Raw genomic sequence first — 18,502 nt, forward strand, 5'->3', positions numbered from 1 at the left:
TAAACCGCCGATGGCAGACGAACAGGCATGACGAGCGAGGACGACGAGGGGGCACGCCCCGGCACCGGGGGTGCCGGCGCCGAAAGTGCCGCCGACGAGAAGGCTGTCGACGAACAGTTGCCTGCAGCGTTGCGCCGTGGCGCCGCGCGGCGGGGCCGCTTTGGCGTCTGGCTGATCCTCAGCCTGCCGCTTCTCGCCGTCGCGGCGCTTGTCGCCTTCCTTGCGCTCAGCCACCAGCCGCTTGCGGCGCCGGGCTGGGTGATCGCCCAGGCCGAGAGCCGGGCGAACGCGATGCTGGCGGGGCGGGTGAAGGTGGCGCTGACCGGCGGTGCCGATGTCTTCATCGACGAGGGATTCGTGCCGCGGCTGCGGCTGAAGATGGTGCAGATCGCCCGCCCCTCGGGCCTGCCGATCGCGGTGTTGCCCGAGTTGCGGATGTCGTTCTGGGCCGAACCGCTGATGCGCGGCAAGATCGTGCCGCGCTCGTTCCGGATCCGCGGCGCGACGGTCGCGCTGCGCCGGCTGCCCGACGGGCGCATCGACCTCGACCTTGGCGGGGCGGGCGGGGTGCAGGGGCTCCAGTTCGCCAATGCCGGCGAGGTCACCGCCGCGATCGAGTCGGCCTTTGCCACGCCCGCGCTTGCCCGGCTGGAGCAGATCACCGCGGATGGCGTGCGCATCCGGCTGGACGATGCGCGGCTCGGCAAGGTCTGGCAGGTCTCGGACGGCCGCTTCCGGCTCAATCAGGATGCGGCGAAGATCGGTCTGACGCTGGCCTTCGATGTGGGCGAAAGCGGCGCGCTGCCGGCGCAGGTGGCGCTGTCGGCCTCGACCTCGAAGACCGGGCCCGAGGCCGAGTTCGGCGCCGCGGTCACCGATGTGCCGGCCGCCGATCTGGCGGTGCAGTCGCCGGCGCTGGCCGTGCTCGGCCTGCTCGATGCGCCGATCTCGGGCACCTTCCGCTCGGGCATCGACGCGAGCGGTGCGCTGAAGCGGGTCGACGCCACGCTGAAGATCGGCGCCGGCGCGCTGAGCCCCGCCGAGGGGCTGCGCGCGGTGCCCTTCGAGGGCGGGCAGGTGCATCTGAGCTATGAGCCCACCGGCCAGAAGGTGAGCTTCAGCGAGGCGAGCTTTGCCAGCAAGGCGCTGCGCTTCAAGGCCTCGGGCCAGACCCTGCTGCGCGACTTCGCGAACGGTCTGCCACGCAGCGCGCTGATCCAGGTGGCGCTGAGCGATGTCGAGGCCGATCCCGAGGGGATCTTCGAACGCCCCGCGCGGATCTCGGAAGGCGCGGTCGACATCCGGTTGCGGTTCAACCCGTTCCGCGTCGACATCGGTCAGCTGTCGCTGGTCGAGGGCGAGCGGCGGATCACCGGACACGGCCGGGTCGAGGCCGGGCCCGAGGGCTGGCATGCGGCCTTCGACGCGGGTGTCGGGCGGATCAACCAGAGCGACCTGCTGGCGCTCTGGCCGCCGGCGCTGGTCGAGCCGACGCGGCGCTGGCTGGCGGAGAACGTCGCCACGGGCGAGCTGCGCAATGTGCGCGCCGCGCTGCGCCTTGACCCGGGCGAGGAGCCGCGGATGGAGCTCGGCTACGAGTTCCGCGGCGCCGAGGTGACGATCCTGCGCACCCTGCCGCCGGTGCGCGAAGGCCGCGGCTTTGCCACCATCCACGACAATTCCCACGCGCTGATGGTCGAGGAGGGCTCGGTCGACGCGCCGCAGGGCGGCCGCATCGAGGTGGCGGATTCGGTCATGGTGGTGCCCGACATCCGCGAGAAACCGGCCCGCGCCGAGGTCAAGCTGATCACCCGTGCGCCGATCCCCGCAGCCCTGTCGCTGCTTGACCAGCCGCCCTTCGAGTTCCTGACCAAGGCCGGCAAGAGCCCCGACATCGCCACCGGCTGGGCCGAGGCGCGCACCAACCTGCGCTTCCGCATGCTGCCGAAGCTCACTCCCGAGGATATCGATTTCGACGTCTTCGCGCGGATGACCGACGTGCGCTCGGACAAGGTGGTGCCGGGGCGGGTGCTGACCGCGCCCGAACTCACGCTCCGCGCCGACCGTGCGGGCATGGCAATCGCCGGGCGTGGCCTTTTCGATGCGGTGCCGTTCGATGCGCGCTGGTCGCAGCAGTTCGGCCCCGAGCACAAGGGCGTCTCGCACGTCGACGGCTATGTCAACGTCACCCCGGACTCGCTTGAAAGCCTTAAGATTTCTCTGCCCAAGGGGGCCGTTTCCGGCTCTGGCTGGGGGCGCATGGCGCTCGACCTGACCGAAGGCGCGCCGGCGCGCTACAGCTTCGAGAGCGACCTGCGCGGCCTCACGCTCTCGATCCCGGAAATCGGCTGGTCGAAGGCCGGCCCGGCGAAGGGCGATCTGACGCTTGCGGGCACGCTCGGCACGCCGCCCACGGTCGAGAAGATCGCGCTCACCGCCCCCGGGCTGAGCGCCGAGGGCAACCTGGTGCTGAACGCCTCGGGCTTCGAGCGGGCGCGGTTTGCGAAGCTTGCGGTCGGCAGCTGGTTTTCCGGCGGGGCCGAGCTGATCGGGCGCGGCGGCGGCCGGGCGCCCGATGTCACCGTCACCTCGGGCCGGCTGGATCTGCGCAGCGCGCGCTTCGGCAAGGGCGTACAGGGCGGGGGCGGCAGCGGCAACCGGATCAAGGCAAAGCTCGACCGGCTGACGATCACCGACACCATCGCGCTGACCGGCTTCGACGGCAGCTTCACCACCCGCAACGGCTTTTCGGGCGCCTTCGAGGGGCAGGTGAACGGCGGCGCGCCGGTCTCGGGCCTGGTCGGCCCCTCAGAGACCGGGCGCACCGCGGTGCGGATCACGGGCGAGGATGCGGGGGCGGCGCTGGCCTCCTCGGGCATCTTCGGCAAGGCCGTGGGCGGGGCGCTGTCGCTGACGCTGTCGCCGATCGGGCAGGCGAGCTACGACGGCAATGTGAAGATCGCGAACCTGCGGGTGAAGGATGCGCCGACGCTGGCCTCGATGCTCTCGGCCGCCTCGATCATCGGCCTTCTCGAGCAACTGAACGGCGAGGGGATTCTCTTCAGCGATGTCGAGGCCGCCTTCCGCTTGACCCCGCAGGGGGTCAGCGTCACAAGGGGCGAGGCCGCGGGCGCCTCGATGGCGGTGACCCTGACCGGCAATTTCTATCCGGGCACGGGGCAGATCGACATGGAAGGCGTGGTCTCGCCGTTCTACCTCATCAACGCGATCGGGCAGGTCTTCTCGCGCCCGGGCGAGGGGCTGTTCGGCTTCACCTACACGCTCAAGGGCACGGCGGCGGCACCGAAGGTGGTGATCAACCCGCTCTCGATCTTCACGCCGGGCATGTTCCGCGAGATCTTCCGCCGCGCCCCGCCGAAAATGGTAACGGAATGAAACTTGAAGATTTCGACTTCGATCTGCCCGAGGGGCTGATCGCGATGCGCCCGGCCCGGCCCCGCACGGCGGCGAAGCTGCTGCTGGCGGAGGGCGACACGATCCGCGATCTGCATGTGGCGGATCTGGTCGATCTGTTCCACCCGGGCGACCGGCTGGTGCTGAACAACACCAAGGTGATCCCGGCGCGGCTGAGCGGCACGCGCACCCGCCTGACCGGGCAGGGCGAGGTCACGGCGAAGGTCGAGATCACTTTGCTGGAGCCGCAGGCCTCGGGCGAATGGACGGCGCTCGCGAAACCGCTGCGCAAGCTGAGGGAGGGCGAGACGATCCGCTTTTCCGACGCGCTCTCGGCCGAGGTGCGCGCGATCGAGGCGGCGCAGCTGCGGCTGGCCTTCAACCTGACCGGGCCCGATTTCGATGCGGCGCTGGCCGAGGCGGGGGCGATGCCGCTGCCGCCCTACATCGCCGCGCTGCGCGCGCCCGACGAGGCCGACAAGACCGATTACCAGACCGTCTTCGCCCGCCATTCGGGCGCCGTGGCGGCGCCGACGGCGAGCCTGCATTTCACCCGCGAGCTGCTCGAGGCGATCCACGCGAAGGGCGTCGACTTCACCCAGGTGACGCTGCATGTGGGCGCGGGCACCTTCCTGCCGGTCAAGGTCGAGGACGTCGAGACGCACAAGATGCACTCGGAATGGGGCGAGGTCACTGCGGCGGCGGCCGAGGAGATCAACGCCACCCGCGCCGCGGGCGGGCGGGTCATCCCGGTCGGCACCACCGCGCTGCGCCTGATCGAGAGCGCCGCGGCCGAGGATGGCACGATGCGCCCGTTCCGCGGCACCACCGAGATCTTCATCTACCCGGGCTATCGCTTCCGGGTGACCGATGCGCTGATGACCAACTTCCACCTGCCGAAATCGACGCTGCTGATGCTGGTTTCGGCGCTGATGGGGCAGGATCGCATCCGCGCCATCTATGACCATGCCGTGAACTCGGGCTATCGCTTCTTCTCTTACGGGGACGCGTCGCTTCTGATACCGCAACGTCGCTAATCTGCCTGATCCTTGGGCGAAACCGCCCTATATCTGGCCTTTCACCGGATTCGGAGACCCCGATGCTGTCTGTCCTGCGCACCTCCTGGCCCCTGCTTCTGGGGATTTTGCTGTTCATGGTCGGCAACGGCATGCAGGGCACGCTTCTGGGCGTGCGCGGCGCGATCGAGGGCATCGGCACCTATCAGATGTCGGTTGTCATGTCGGGCTATTTCGCGGGCTTCCTGTTCGGCTCGCAGATGACACCGGTGATGATCCGCCGGGTGGGGCATGTGCGGGTCTTCGCCGCGCTCGGCTCGATGATTTCCGCGGTGCTGATCCTTTACGCCGCGGTGCCGCACTGGCTGGCCTGGGCGGCGCTGCGCGTGGTGATCGGCTTCAGCTTCTCGGGCGTCTACATCACCGCCGAAAGCTGGCTGAACGCCTCGAGCACGAACGAGACCCGCGGTCAGGCCCTGTCGGCCTACATGATCGTGCAGATGATCGGCATCGTCGCCGGGCAGGTCCTGATGAACACTGCCGATCCGGCGGGCTGGATGCTGTTTGTCATCCCCTCGGTGCTGGTGTCGCTCGCCTTCACCCCGATCCTGCTCTCGGTGGCGCCGGCGCCCACCTTTGCCGAGGTGCAGCGGCTCAATTTCCGCAAGCTCTTCGCCGCCTCGCCGCTGGGCGTGGTCGGCATGTTCGTGATGGGCGGCGTGTTCTCGGCGGTGTTCGGCATGGCCTCGGTCTGGGGCACGCGGGCGGGGCTTTCGGTGCCGCAGATCTCGATCTTCATCGCCAGCATCTATATCGGCGGGCTGATCGCGCAATATCCGATCGGCTGGATCTCGGACCGGATGGACCGGCGCCGGCTGATCTTCGTCGTCTCGGCGGTGGGGTCGGTCGCGATGCTGGCGGCGTTCCTGCTGGCGCCGGGGTTCTGGCTGCTGACGCTGCTCGGCGCGGTGATCGGCGGCGTGGCGAACCCGCTCTATTCGCTGCTCGTGGCCTATACCAACGACTACCTCGACAAGAGCGACATGGCCGCGGCCTCGGGCGGGCTGCTGTTCGTCAACGGCATCGGGGCGATGATGGGGCCGCCCGTCACCGGCTGGCTGATGGAGGCCGTGGGCACCGGCGGCTTCTTCCTGTTCCTGAGCCTGCTGACCGCCTTCCTCGCTGCCTATGCGTTGTGGCGGATGACCCGGCGCCCGGCGATGGCACCCGAGGACACCGGTGCCTTCACGGTGATCTCGCCCGCGGCGACGGCACTTGCGGTGGGCGAGGCGCTCGAGGCGGCGCAGGATGAGTCGGGCCCGCAGCCCCCGGAGCAGGCACGCTGAAGCCGGCCGTCGCGCCCTGAATTTCCGCAACGCGCGCCTGCGGGGCGGGCATCTGCCCGCAAAGCCGGCGCGGGTGGCGAATCGACCGCTGACGCCGGGCAGATGTCCGGCCTTTGTTCTGCGACACTCTGTCGGGGCGTGTGAAAATCATGGTTTCATCACGAAACCGTGTCATATTGCCCGCACACTCTCTCGACTTGGAAAGCTGCTGACATGGAACAGATCACCTCCGTGATCGCGTTCTGGCGCGATGTCGTCGGGCCGGAACGCTGGTTTGCTCACGATCCCGCCCTCGATCTCGAGATCCGAAAACGGTTCGAGAGGCTCTGGCGCAAGGCGATGATCGGAACGCTTGCGCCCTGGGAGCAATCGGCCGAGGGGGCGCTGGCCCTTGTCATCGTTCTCGACCAGTTTCCGCGCCGGATGTTCCGCGGCTGCCGCGAATGCTGGCTGACCGATGAACATGCGCGCGAGGTGGCCGGCCGTGCCATCGAATGCGGGCATGACCTGCAGATCGCCGGCCCGATGCGGCAGTTCTTCTACACCCCCTTCATCCATGCCGAGGACCTGCGCGCGCAGGAGCAGGGGGTGCGGCTGTTCGAGGAGCGCATGCCCGAGGGCGCGATCCACGACGCCCGCGCCCGGCATCTGGTGATCCGCCGCTTCGGCCGCTTCCCCTGGCGCAACGCGGTGGCGGGGCGGCGCTCCTCCGACGAGGAGGCGGCCTTCCTCTGGGCGGGCGGCTATGACTGGGCGTTGAAGGCGCAGGGGCCGCGCGCCGCGGCCTGAGTCCGCCGAAAACCATCGTTGAAGCCCTTTGGGAAATAGTTTAATACCAAACTAGTTTCCAGCGGAGGGTGAGACATGGCTGCCAGAAGCTTCGACATGATCGTGATCGGCGCGGGGCCGGGGGGTTATGTGGCGGCGATCCGCGGCGCACAGCTCGGGCTGAACGTCGCGGTGGTGGAACGCGAGCATCTGGGCGGCATCTGCCTGAACTGGGGCTGCATCCCGACCAAGGCGCTTCTGCGCTCGGCCGAGGTCTTCCACCTGATGCACCGCGCCAAGGAATTCGGCCTGAAGGCCGAGGGGCTTGGCTATGATCTCGACGCGGTCGTCGCGCGCTCGCGCGGGGTCGCGAAGCAGCTCTCGGGCGGCGTCGCCCATCTGCTGAAGAAGAACAAGGTCACCGTGGTGATGGGCGAGGCCAGCTTGCCCAAGCCCGGCCTCGTCTCGGTCAAGACCGAGAAGGGCGTGGAAGAGCTGACCGCGAAGAACATCATCCTCGCCACCGGCGCCCGCGCGCGCAGCCTGCCGGGGCTCGAGGCGGACGGCGATCTGGTCTGGTCCTACAAGCACGCTCTGGTGCCGACGCGGATGCCGAAGAAGCTCCTGGTCATCGGCTCGGGCGCGATCGGCATCGAATTCGCAAGCTTCTTCAACACGCTCGGCGCCGATGTGACAGTGGTCGAGGTGATGGACCGCGTGCTGCCGGTCGAGGATGCCGAGATTTCCGCCTTCGCCAAGAAGGCCTTCGTCAAGCAGGGGATGAAGATCCTCGAGAAGACCACGGTGAAGAAGCTCGACCGCAAGCCGGGCGTCGGTGTGACCGCGCATCTCGAGGATGCGAAGGGCACCACCACCGCCGAGTTCGACACGGTGATCTCGGCCGTCGGCATCGTCGGCAATGTCGAGAACCTCGGGCTCGAGGCGCTTGGCGTGAAGATCGACCGCACCCATGTGGTGGTCGACGAGTTCTGCCGCACCGGCGTGCCGGGGCTTTACGCGATCGGCGACATCGCCGGCGCGCCCTGGCTTGCGCACAAGGCCTCCCACGAGGGGGTGATGGTGGCCGAGCTGATCGCCGGCAAGCACGCCCATCCGATCAAGCCCGGCTCGATCGCCGGTTGCACCTATTGCCATCCGCAGGTCGCCTCCGTCGGTCTGACCGAGGAAAAGGCGAAGGCCGCGGGCTATGAGATCAGGGTCGGTCGCTTCCCCTTCGTCGGCAACGGCAAGGCGATCGCGCTTGGCGAGCCCGAGGGGCTGGTGAAGACCGTCTTCGACGCGAAGACCGGCGAGCTTCTGGGCGCCCACATGATCGGCGCCGAAGTGACCGAGCTCATCCAGGGCTATGTCATCGGCCGCAAGCTCGAGACCACCGAGGAAGACCTGATGGAAACCGTCTTCCCGCATCCGACGCTGAGCGAGATGATGCACGAGGCGGTGCTCGATGCCTATGGCCGGGCGATCCACTTCTGATTTCTGACCGTCCGGTCTGAATTCTCTTGACCTCGTGTCGCGGCGCGGCACAGGTTCGCAAGGGGCCCGCAGGGGCCCCTTTCATTTGACGGAGCGGTGCAGGATGCAGACGCGGTGGGGCGCGATTTTCGCGCTGTGGTTCGCGGGGCTCTGCGCCGCGGGCCAGTTCTCGAAAGTGGGCGTGATCTTTCAGGAGCTTGCGGCGATCTGGCCCGAGGCCGGCACGCGGCTTGGGCTGGTGGTCTCGGTCGTCGGGGCGGTGGGGATCGTCTTCGGCACCACGGCGGGGCTGATCGTGGCCCGCGCCGGCGCGCGGCGGATCATCATCGGCGCGCTGGTGGCGGGGGCGGGGCTCTCGGCGCTGCAATGCCTTGGCCTGCCGCTTGGCCTGATGATCGCCTCGCGCGTGGCCGAGGGCTTTGCCCATCTCGCCATCGTCGTGGCCGGGCCGGTGCTGATTGCGGGCGCCGCCGCGCCGCGCGATCAGGCTGCGGCGATGACGCTGTGGTCGACCTTCTTCGGCCTTGCCTTCGCGGTGACGGCCTTCTTCGGGCTGCCCTTCGCGCAGACGCATGGGGCCTCGGCGCTCTGGGCGGTGCATGCGGGGCTGATGCTGGTCGCGGCGGCGCTGCTCGCCGCCGTGCTGCCGCGCGAGACGATCCTGCCGGCGCCGCCACTGCAGCCGGGCACGGTGCTGCGCGACCATCTGGCGATCTATGCCAGCCCGCGCATCGCCGCCCCGGCGCTCGGCTTCGTCTTCTACACGATGATCTTCGTCGCCGCGCTGACGCTGGTGCCGGGGCTGGTCGAGCCGCGGCTGCGCGGGCTGACCGCGGCGGTGATGCCGCTCCTGTCGATCGCCAGCTCGCTTGGCCTCGGCGTGCAGTTCACCCGCCGCATCGGCGCGGTGCGCACCGCCCAGATCGGCTTTGCCGTCGGCGCGCTGGCCGCGGCGGGATGGGCCGTCACCTCGGGCGTGGCGCAGGTCGGCGCGGCCTTCCTGCTCTCGGCGGGGCTCGGCTTCGTGCAGGGCGCAAGCTTTGCCGCGATCCCCGAGCTCAACGACACCCCCGCCAGCCGGGCGCAGGCGGCGGGCGCGATCGCGCAGCTGGGCAATGTCGGCACCACGCTCGGCACGCCGCTGCTGCTTGCCCTGACCGCAGCGATGGGGCCGCAGGCGATCGCGGCCTTTTCGTTGCCCCTGTGCCTTGGCGGCATCGCGATGCACCTGTGGCTGTCGCGCCGCCGCGCGCGGGCTTGACCGCGGGCATGAAAAAGGGGCGCGGCGCGCCCCTTTTCAACGGCCGTGCGCTGCCCCTCAGGCGCGCTCGATCGGGCCGCCCGCGGCGTGCCAGTCGTAGAGACCGCCGAGGTTGAACACCTGCTGATAGCCCATCTGGGCAAGCATCTGCCCCGCCGCCTGCGAGCGCGCGCCCGAGGCACAGTAGACCACCACCGGCTTCTCGACCGACAGCGCCTTCAGGCATTCGGGGCTCGACGGATCGCATTTCATCTTGACCACGCTCAGCGGCACATGCAGCGCGCCCTTCGCCTTGCCCGAGGCGCGCAGCTCGTTCATGTCGCGCACGTCGATCAGCGTGATCTCGCCCTTGGCGGCCTTGGCCACCGCGTCCTTCGGGTTGATGCGTTGCACCTGCGCGCCGCCGCCGCCGGGGCGAAGAAAGTTGAACATGCCGTCATTCCTGTTCAGGGCAGCCCCCGTGGGCCGCGTCGCCTTCTGATGTGGCAGATCGCCGTGCCAGATCAAGACCGGATGCGGCGTCGCGGCGAAAAATGTATTCACGAAAGCGAATGAGTGACGCCGGCCCCGGCCTCGCTGCCCGAAATTCGGGCCGCACCGGCGATCTGCGGCCGATTGTTCCGCTTCCGTTCTCATATTTCGATTGGAGACTCCCGCGCCATACCCTATCTAGGGGGCGTGGTAACGGGGGCGGTCATGGCCGAGCAGAAGTTCATCGAAATCCGCGGCGCGCGCGAGCACAACCTGAAGAATGTCGATCTCGACATTCCGCGCGATGCGCTGACCGTGATCACCGGGCTTTCGGGCTCGGGCAAGTCCTCGCTCGCCTTCGACACGATCTATGCCGAGGGGCAGCGGCGCTATGTCGAAAGCCTGTCGGCCTATGCGCGGCAATTCCTCGACATGATGGGCAAGCCCGATGTCGACCATATCTCGGGGCTGAGCCCTGCAATCTCGATCGAGCAGAAGACGACCTCGAAGAACCCGCGCTCGACGGTGGGCACGGTGACCGAGATCTACGATTACCTGCGCCTTCTCTTTGCCCGCGTCGGCACCCCCTACAGCCCGGCGACCGGCCTGCCGATCGAGGCGCAGCAGGTGCAGGACATGGTCGACCGGGTGATGGCAATGCCCGAGGGGGCGCGCGGCTATCTGCTCGCCCCGGTGGTGCGCGACCGCAAGGGCGAATACCGCAAGGAATTCGCCGAGTGGCAGAAGGCGGGCTTCCAGCGGGTGAAGGTCGATGGCGCCTTCTACGAGCTCGAGGAGCCGCCCGTGCTCGACAAGAAGTTCCGCCACAATATCGACGTGGTGGTCGACCGGATCGTGGTGCGCGAGGGGCTGGAGACGCGGCTCGCCGACAGTTTCCGCACCGCGCTCGATCTGGCCGACGGCATCGCGATCTTCGAGGAGGCGCTCGGCGCCGACGAGATCGAGGCCGGCAAGGAGCCCGCCCGCACCACGTTTTCCGAGAAATTCGCCTGCCCGGTGAGCGGTTTCACCATCCCCGAGATCGAGCCGCGGCTGTTCTCCTTCAACGCGCCCTTCGGTGCCTGTCCGGTCTGCGACGGGCTGGGGGTGGAGCTGTTCTTCGACGAGCGGCTGGTGGTGCCCGATCAGTCGCTGTCCATCCCGGCCGGCGCGCTGGCGCCCTGGGCGAAATCGAAGAGCCCCTATTTCACCCAGACCATCGAGGCGCTGGCGAAGCATTACGGCTTTGACAAGCGCAAGCCCTGGAAGGACCTGCCCGAAGCGGTGCAGAAGCTGTTCCTCTATGGCTCGGGCAAGGACGAGATCAAGTTCCGCTTCGACGAGGCCGGCCGCGTCTACGAGGTCAGCCGCAGCTTCGAGGGCGTGATCCCGAACATGGAGCGGCGCTATCGCGAGACCGATTCCGCCTGGGTGCGCGAGGAGTTCGAGCGCTATCAGAACAACCGCCCCTGCGGCGCCTGCCACGGCTACCGCCTGCGCCCCGAGGCGCTGGCGGTGAAGATCGGCGGGCTGCATGTCGGCCAGGTGGTCGAGATGTCGATCCGCGAGGCCCACGCCTGGGCCGAGACCGTGCCCGAGGCGCTGACCAAGCAGCGCAACGAGATCGCCCGCCCGATCCTGAAGGAAATCCGCGAACGGCTTGGCTTCCTGGTCAACGTCGGGCTCGACTATCTGACGCTCAGCCGATCGGCCGGCACGCTCTCGGGCGGCGAAAGCCAGCGCATCCGGCTCGCCTCGCAGATCGGTTCGGGGCTGACCGGGGTGCTTTACGTGCTCGACGAGCCCTCGATCGGGCTGCATCAGCGCGACAACGACCGGCTGATCGCCACGCTGAAGAACCTGCGCGACGCGGGCAACACCGTGCTGGTGGTCGAGCATGACGAGGACATGATCCGCCAGTCCGACCATGTCTTCGACATCGGCCCGGGGGCGGGGGTGCATGGCGGCCGCGTCGTCGCCCATGGCACGCCCGAGGAGATCGCCCGCGATCCCGCCTCGCTCACCGGTCAATACCTGTCCGGCACCCGCTGCATCGAGGTGCCGGCCGAGCGGCGCAAGGGCAATGGCAAGAAGCTCACCGTGGTCAAGGCCTCGGGCAACAACCTCAAGGAGGTGACGGTCGACTTTCCGCTCGGCAAGTTCGTCTGCGTCACCGGCGTCTCGGGCGGCGGCAAGTCGACGCTGACGATCGAGACCCTGTTCAAGACCGCGGCGATGCGATTGAACGGCGCGCGCGAGACCCCGGCGCCTTGCGAGACCATCAAGGGCTTCGAGCACCTCGACAAAGTGATCGACATCGACCAGCGCCCGATCGGGCGCACGCCGCGCTCGAACCCCGCGACCTACACCGGCGCCTTCACCCCGATCCGCGACTGGTTCGCCGGTCTGCCCGAGGCGCAGGCGCGCGGCTACAAGCCCGGGCGGTTCAGCTTCAACGTCAAGGGCGGGCGCTGCGAGGCCTGTCAGGGCGATGGCGTGATCAAGATCGAGATGCACTTCCTGCCCGACGTCTATGTCGAATGCGAGACCTGCAAGGGCAAGCGCTACAATCGCGAGACGCTGGAGATCCAGTTCAAGGGCAAGTCGATCGCCGATGTGCTCGACATGACGGTCGAGGATGCGCAGGGCTTCTTCAAGGCGGTGCCCTCGATCCGCGAGAAGATGGACGCGCTGGTCGAGGTGGGTTTGGGCTACATCAAGGTCGGCCAGCAGGCGACGACTCTGTCGGGCGGCGAGGCGCAGCGGGTGAAGCTGTCGAAGGAACTGGCGCGCCGCGCCACCGGTCGCACGCTCTACATCCTCGACGAACCGACGACGGGGCTGCATTTCGAGGATGTGCGCAAGCTCCTCGAGGTGCTGCACGAGCTGGTCAACCAGGGCAATACCGTGGTGGTGATCGAGCACAACCTCGACGTCATCAAGACCGCCGACTGGGTCATCGACATCGGCCCCGAGGGGGGCGATGGCGGTGGCCAGATCGTCGCGACCGGCACGCCGGAGGAGGTCGCGGTGAACCCGCGCAGCCATACCGGGCGCTATCTCGCGCCGATGCTGGGGATGAAGGCCGCGGCCGAATAGGGCTCAGCGGCTGGTGCGGCGGCCGAGGATCTCGATCACCCGGCCGTCGCGCGCCGAGACCTTGTAGATCACCCCGTCGCGCCGGTAATAGCGCCACGGCCCGTCGACCGGCGGCAGGCCGTAGCGGTCGAGATCCATCAGCATCGACTGTTCGTAGATCGGGAAGGGGGCGCCGACGGCAAGATCGGGCGCGCGGGCCGTGGTGGCGATCCAGCGGTTGCCGAACTTGCAGAAGGTCACGCCCGAGGCCTGCATCACCTTGCAGGCCGAGGCGCCTTCGGGCAGCGGCGCCACCTCTGCCCCTGCGCCCGCCGCGGTCAGTGCCGCGACGAGCAACAGGGGCAGGGCGCGCGCCGGGCCCGTCATCTCAGTTCAGCAGCGCCGAGACCGCGCCGATCAGGTTCAGCACCTTGCCGGTCTGCGGTTCGACCCGATAGACGTAATCGCCGCTGCGCCAGTAGGTATAGCGCCGGTCGAGGCGATAGCGGTCGGGGTCGCGGATGACGATGTAATCGCCGCGGATCCGCTCGCCGCGCTGCCATTTCTTTGCCTGGCCGGGCGGCATGCAGCCATTGTGCTTTTTCGCGAGACCGGGCGGGCAGCCCGGTGCCTCGGCATAGATCACCGTGCGGCGATCGTGGCCGCGGCCCTCGTCATGGCCGTGGCCATTGCCGGCAAAGCCGGCCACCGGGACGATCACAGTGCTCAGCGCAAGGCCGAGCGCGGGGACGATCTTTGCAAGACTCATGTCGTATCTCCTTCTGCGCAGGAGATAACCCGAAACCCGGCGCCGTGTTCCCCCGAACTGCAGCGGCCCCGGGGCATCGGCGGCAAGGCGCCGAAGGCCCCCGGGGCCGAGGGGTCACTTCTTCATCGGGCAGGTGTTGATCCCGAGGATCGAATAGAGCGGGCAGGTGCCGAGCAGCCCGGTCACCAGCGGGATGATCCCGATCAGGCCAAGCCAGTTCCAGGCGCCGGCCGGGTTGGCCAGGTAGATGCCGATCAGCACCAGCCCCACGACGATGCGCGCCACGCGGTCCACGGTTCCTTCGTTCTTCTTGAACATGGTCAAGCTCCTTTGCCAGGGGCCGCTTTGGCCCGATGCGCACAGGGTAGCGCAGCCGGCGCGTCCTGTCTGTGACCAGATCACGCTGCGGTTGCGAAAAGCTCCGCCGCCGGTCTTCAGGCCTCGGCGAGGGCAAGGCGGGCAAGCGCCGCGGCATCGGTGATCTCGACCCGGCCGCGGCCGCGCCGCACCCATCCCCGCCGCTCGAAGCTTTCGAGCCGGCGCGACACCACCTCGCGCGCCGAGCCGATCTGGCTGGCAATCTCCTGTTGTGTCGCCGCAAGGCTGCCGCCCTGCGCCTGTGCCGTCAGGAAGGCCGCCAGCCGGCAATCGACCGACTGGAAGGAGACCCGCTCCATCAGCCGGATCATCCCCTCCATCCGTTCGGCGAAGGCGGCAAAGACCATGCGCCGAAACCCCGGCGAGCTGTCCATCAGTTGCAGGAAAAGCGCCCGCGGCACCATCACCAGCCGGGTGTCGCGGGTGGTGACGGCCTCGCCCGAATAGGCGGCCTCGCCCAGCAGGCCGAGCGTCGTCTGCACGCAGCTCTGCCCCGGTTCGACCGCGTAGAGCAGCAGCTCGCGGCCGTTCGCGCCGGTGAGGAACACCTCGATCCGGCCCGAGAGCACGAGGGCAAAGCCCGCGACCGCCTCGCCCGGGCGAAACAGCACCGCACCGCGCGGCACGGTGACGGGCGCCAGTGCGGAAAGGGCGGCGCGAGCGGCGGGCTCGAGGCCGGAAAGGGCGGGGGTGTCGGGGATCCAGTCGCTCATGCACCGGTTCTGGCCTGCCGGGCGCGGGGGTGCAAGCGGCGCGCAAGAGAACGGGGCGGCCGCGGCCGCCCCGTTCCGGCCGTGAGTGACGGTCGTTCAGTTCGAATTCAGGATGGTGCTGAGCAGCCCGACGACGGCCACCACCTTCAGCGTGCTGTCGTCGACCCGCACGACGGTGTTGTCGACGACACGGTAGTGCTGATGCGCGGGCGGTGCGGGCAGGCGGCTGTTCTTCGCCTGCTGGAAGAGGGCGCCCTTGCGGGCGGAATCACCCACATGCGGGGCGGGCACCTTCTGCGGTGCCGACTTCACCGGGGTCGAGGATTTTGCCGGGCTCGCGATCTTCTGGCCCGCGATTTTCTGGCCTGCGGCCTTCTGGGCGGGCTGTGTCTTCTGCGCCGGCGGACCGTCGCATGTGCGCATGCCGTCAGGCGGCAGCACGCAGGCGGAGTGCGTGCCCCGGGCCGCGGCCATCGGCGCGGCCAGACTGACGGCAAGGCTTGCCATCAAGGCGGCCAGGACGGTCTTGCGCGTGGTGATCTGCATGAAACTGCTCTCCCTCATGACGGTGATCAGGAGAGAAAACGACCGGGGGAGGACATTCCGTCGCACCCCCGGCCGGATTTTTCGCCCTCAGCCGCGATGACGCGCCGCAAGCCGCGGCAGCATCGCCGAGAAGTCCTTGCCGCGGCCATCCTCGGCCTCGACGAAGGTGGTGTAGAGCGCCGCCGCCAGCTGCCCCATCGGGGTGTCGGCATCCGCCGCCTCGGCCGCCTGCTGGCTCAGCCGCAGGTCCTTGAGCATCAGCTCGGCCGCGAAGCCGGGCTTGTAGTCGTTGTCGGCGGGCGAGGCGGGGCCGACGCCCGGGGCCGGGCAATAGGCGTTCATCGTCCAGCTGTAGCCCGAGGAGGTCGAGACCACGTCGAACATCTTCTGCCGGTCGAGGCCGAGCTTGTCGGCGAGCGCAAAGGCCTCGCAGGTGGCGATCATGGTGACGCCGAGGATCATGTTGTTGCAGATCTTCGCGGCCTGACCGGCGCCCGCGGCGCCGCAATGCACCGCCTTCTGGCCCATGATGTCGAACAGCGGCTGCACCGTGGCGAAGGCCGCGTCCGGTCCGCCGACCATGAAGGTCAGCGTGCCCGCCGTCGCCCCGCCGACGCCGCCCGAAACGGGCGCATCAAGCGCCGCAAGCCCCGCCGCCACCGCCTGCTCGGCCACCGCGCGCGCGCTTTCGACATCGACGGTCGAGCAGTCGCACAGCACTGCGCCCTTCGGCATCGCCGGGATCACCTCGACCGCCACGGCGCGCAGGATCGCGCCATTGGGCAGCATGGTGAAGACGACTTCGGCGCCCTGCGCCGCCGCCGCGGCCGAGGCGGCCTTCGCCACCCCCGCCGGCATCGGTGCGCTGAGGTCGAAGCCCGTCACCTCATGCCCCGCCTTGACCAGGTTGGCGGCCATCGGCCCGCCCATGTTCCCAAGTCCGATGAAACCGATCTTCATGTTTCCTCCCAATGTGTTGTGCCGCAACCTTCAAGCAGTTTCGAAGGCGATCTCCCAGTCCCGCGGCAGCGGTTCGAGCAGCGCCGCGACCTCGGCCATCGGCAGGGTCTCGAGGCTGTATTTCCAGTTCGGGCTGCGATCCTTGTCGATGATCTGCGCCCGCACGCCCTCGAGGAAATCGGCCTTCTCGACCGCGCGCAGGGTGAAGCGGAACTCGTTCGACAGGGCGTCGCGGATGGTGGGGGTGGCGCGGGTCATCCGCACGAGGCGCAGCGTCGCCTCCTCGGACAGCGCCGAGTTGCGGCGCAGGATGGCCAGCGTCTCGGTGGCGAAATGCGTGCCCGAGGCCTCGAGCGCGGCCACGATCTCGTGGATGTCGCGCCCGCCGAAGGTGGCCTCGATCTGCGGCCGGAGATCGGCAAGCCGCCCCTTCGTGGCAGGCACGCGGCCTTTCGGCAGAACCGACGGGTCGCCGGTCGCGATCAGCTGCGCCTTCACCGCCTCCCACTCCGCCTCGGGCAGGTAGAGATCGGCAAAGCCCGCATAGATCGCGTCGGCCGCGCCGATCCGGCTGCCGGTGACACCGAGGTATTCGCCGACGCGCCCCGGCGCCTTCGCCAGCAACAGCGTGCCGCCGACGTCGGGGATCAGGCCGATGCCGGTTTCGGGCATGGCGATCTGCGTCGTGTCGCCCACCACCCGGTGATGCGCATGGCCGCCGACGCCGACGCCGCCGCCCATCACGAAGCCCTGCATGAAGGAGACGACGGGCTTGCCATATTCCGCGAGCCGGGCGTTCATCCGGTATTCCTCGCGCCAGAAGCGCGGGCCGGTGGTGAAATCGCCGGCGCGGCCCTGGTGATAGATCTTGGCGATGTCGCCACCGGCGCAGAAGGCGCGCTCGCCCACGGCGTCGATCACCACCACCGCAACCTCGGGGTCATCGCGCCACGCGCTCAGCGCCGCGTCGATCGCCATCGCCATGTCGTAATCGAGCGCATTGAGCGCCTTCGGGCGGTTGAAGGTGAGCCGCCCCGCGCGGCCCTCCTTGCGCACGATCATCGTCGCCTCGTCGGTCATCAGTCCCGCTCCGCCAGCACAGCGCGGCTGACGATCAGCCGCATGATTTCATTCGTCCCCTCGAGGATCTGGTGCACGCGCAGGTCGCGCACGATCTTCTCGATGCCGTAATCGGCAAGGTAGCCATAGCCACCATGCAGCTGCAGGCACTGGTTGGCCACCTCGAACGCGGCGTCGGTGACGTAAAGCTTTGCCATGGCGCAGAATTTCGTGGCGTCCGGGGCGCCGGTATCAAGCTTCCAGGCGGCCTGGCGCAGGAAGGTGCGGGCGGACTGCAGCTTCACCTCCATCTCGGCCAGACGGAATTGCAGCGCCTGGAAGCCGTCGAGCGTGCGGCCGAAGGCCTTGCGCTCGCCCATGTAGGTCAGCGTCGCGTCGAAGGCCGCCTGCGCCCCGCCAAGCGCCGAGGCGGCGATATTGAGCCGGCCGCCGTCAAGCCCGGCCATGGCATAGCTGAAGCCCTGGCCTTCCTCGCCGACCAGGTTCCCGGCCGGGATCACGCAATCGTCGAATTGCACCTGCGCGGTGGGCTGCGCGCGCCAGCCCATCTTGTCCTCGAGCGCGCCGAAGCTGAGGCCCGGGGTGCCCGCCTCGATCACCATGCAGGAGATGCCCTTCGGCCCGTCGCCACCGCTGCGCACCATCGTCAGATAGGCGTCGGAATAGCTGCCGCCCGAGATGAAGGCCTTGGTGCCGTTGAGCTTCCAGCCGCCCTCGACGCGCTCGGCACGGGTGCGCAGCGCCGCCGCATCCGAGCCCGAACCGGGCTCGGTCAGGCAATAGGAGAAGATCGTCTCCATGCTGCACAGACCGGGCAGCCAGCGTTCCCTGGTCTCGGGCGAGCCGAACTTGTCGATCATCCCGCCGCACATGTTGTGGATCGAGAGGAACGAACCGACGGCCGGGCAGGACATCGCCAGCGCCTCGAAGACCAGCGTCGCGTCAAGCCGGCTGAGCCCGGTGCCGCCGTAGTCTTCCGAGACATAAAGCCCGCCAAGGCCGAGCTCGGCCAGTTGCGGCCAGAGCGTCTTCGGGATCGTGCCTTCGGCCTCCCACTCCCGGGCGAAGGGCGCGATGTTCTCCTGCCCGAAAGCCAGGGCCATGTCGAAGATGGCCTGCTGCTCCTCGCTCAGTGCGAAATCCATGGTTTCCTCCCCGAAACGCTGGAAATGAATATGTGTTCAATTTTCATCCGGCGCGCGGATTTT

At 68.6% G+C, this 18,502-nt stretch carries 16 protein-coding genes; 7 read left to right on the forward strand and 9 right to left on the reverse strand.

Annotation, left to right across the window (positions count from 1 at the left end):
* The first annotated feature begins 27 nt into the window (after positions 1 to 27).
* From AC0QTQ_RS08245 to AC0QTQ_RS08270, 6 genes are all read left to right on the forward strand, one after another.
* Positions 28 to 3,396, forward strand: a complete 3,369-nt coding sequence (locus AC0QTQ_RS08245; RefSeq protein ID WP_480259043.1) for an AsmA-like C-terminal region-containing protein — start codon at positions 28 to 30, stop codon at positions 3,394 to 3,396.
* A complete protein-coding gene (gene queA / locus AC0QTQ_RS08250; RefSeq protein WP_480259044.1) occupies positions 3,393 to 4,451 on the forward strand; it encodes a tRNA preQ1(34) S-adenosylmethionine ribosyltransferase-isomerase QueA in 1,059 nt (352 codons plus the stop codon). Before AC0QTQ_RS08245 ends, queA begins: the two co-directional genes overlap by 4 nt.
* A gap of 62 nt (positions 4,452 to 4,513) precedes the next feature.
* Positions 4,514 to 5,776, forward strand: coding sequence for an MFS transporter (locus tag AC0QTQ_RS08255; RefSeq protein ID WP_480259045.1), 1,263 nt, complete (start codon positions 4,514 to 4,516; stop codon positions 5,774 to 5,776).
* A 213-nt stretch (positions 5,777 to 5,989) separates the two neighbouring features.
* Complete coding sequence (locus AC0QTQ_RS08260) at positions 5,990 to 6,565, forward strand: DUF924 family protein (protein WP_480259046.1); 576 nt, start codon at positions 5,990 to 5,992, stop codon at positions 6,563 to 6,565.
* Between the two features lie 75 nt (positions 6,566 to 6,640).
* Positions 6,641 to 8,038, forward strand: coding sequence for a dihydrolipoyl dehydrogenase (lpdA, locus tag AC0QTQ_RS08265; protein WP_480259047.1), 1,398 nt, complete (start codon positions 6,641 to 6,643; stop codon positions 8,036 to 8,038).
* A 103-nt stretch (positions 8,039 to 8,141) separates the two neighbouring features.
* Positions 8,142 to 9,299, forward strand: coding sequence for an MFS transporter (locus tag AC0QTQ_RS08270; RefSeq protein ID WP_480259048.1), 1,158 nt, complete (start codon positions 8,142 to 8,144; stop codon positions 9,297 to 9,299).
* A gap of 57 nt (positions 9,300 to 9,356) precedes the next feature.
* On the opposite strand, the gene AC0QTQ_RS08275 is transcribed toward AC0QTQ_RS08270, so the two are convergent.
* Entirely contained in the window at positions 9,357 to 9,731 is a 375-nt protein-coding gene (locus AC0QTQ_RS08275; RefSeq protein WP_480259049.1) for a rhodanese-like domain-containing protein, read from the reverse strand.
* A gap of 264 nt (positions 9,732 to 9,995) precedes the next feature.
* On the opposite strand from AC0QTQ_RS08275, the gene uvrA reads away from it, so the two are divergent.
* Positions 9,996 to 12,869: an excinuclease ABC subunit UvrA gene (gene uvrA, locus AC0QTQ_RS08280; protein ID WP_480259050.1), complete on the forward strand. Its 2,874-nt coding sequence runs from the start codon at positions 9,996 to 9,998 to the stop codon at positions 12,867 to 12,869.
* Between the two features lie 3 nt (positions 12,870 to 12,872).
* On the opposite strand, the gene AC0QTQ_RS08285 is transcribed toward uvrA, so the two are convergent.
* The 8 genes from AC0QTQ_RS08285 to AC0QTQ_RS08320 all read right to left on the reverse strand — a co-directional run bounded on the left by AC0QTQ_RS08285 (position 12,873) and on the right by AC0QTQ_RS08320 (position 18,439).
* On the reverse strand, positions 12,873 to 13,235 hold the full coding sequence (locus AC0QTQ_RS08285) for a hypothetical protein (protein ID WP_480259051.1): 363 nt from the start codon (positions 13,233 to 13,235) through the stop codon (positions 12,873 to 12,875).
* Position 13,236: 1 nt separating this feature from the next.
* Complete coding sequence (locus AC0QTQ_RS08290; RefSeq protein ID WP_480259052.1) at positions 13,237 to 13,617, reverse strand: hypothetical protein; 381 nt, start codon at positions 13,615 to 13,617, stop codon at positions 13,237 to 13,239.
* Between the two features lie 114 nt (positions 13,618 to 13,731).
* Complete coding sequence (locus AC0QTQ_RS08295) at positions 13,732 to 13,935, reverse strand: YgaP family membrane protein (protein WP_113899413.1); 204 nt, start codon at positions 13,933 to 13,935, stop codon at positions 13,732 to 13,734.
* 116 nt (positions 13,936 to 14,051) lie between these two features.
* A complete protein-coding gene (locus AC0QTQ_RS08300; RefSeq protein WP_480259053.1) occupies positions 14,052 to 14,708 on the reverse strand; it encodes a Crp/Fnr family transcriptional regulator in 657 nt (218 codons plus the stop codon).
* Positions 14,709 to 14,804: 96 nt separating this feature from the next.
* Complete coding sequence (locus AC0QTQ_RS08305) at positions 14,805 to 15,254, reverse strand: hypothetical protein (RefSeq protein WP_480259054.1); 450 nt, start codon at positions 15,252 to 15,254, stop codon at positions 14,805 to 14,807.
* Positions 15,255 to 15,341: 87 nt separating this feature from the next.
* Entirely contained in the window at positions 15,342 to 16,214 is an 873-nt protein-coding gene (gene mmsB, locus AC0QTQ_RS08310; RefSeq protein WP_480259055.1) for a 3-hydroxyisobutyrate dehydrogenase, read from the reverse strand.
* Between the two features lie 30 nt (positions 16,215 to 16,244).
* On the reverse strand, positions 16,245 to 17,294 hold the full coding sequence (locus AC0QTQ_RS08315) for a 3-hydroxyisobutyryl-CoA hydrolase (RefSeq protein WP_480259056.1): 1,050 nt from the start codon (positions 17,292 to 17,294) through the stop codon (positions 16,245 to 16,247).
* The gene (locus AC0QTQ_RS08320; protein ID WP_480259057.1) at positions 17,294 to 18,439 is read right to left on the reverse strand and encodes an acyl-CoA dehydrogenase family protein; all 1,146 of its coding nucleotides are present in this window, start codon (positions 18,437 to 18,439) and stop codon (positions 17,294 to 17,296) included. Before AC0QTQ_RS08320 ends, AC0QTQ_RS08315 begins: the two co-directional genes overlap by 1 nt.
* Between the last annotated feature and the right edge of the window lie 63 nt (positions 18,440 to 18,502).

It is taken from the genome of Paenirhodobacter sp. YD-8 (assembly GCF_056590935.1).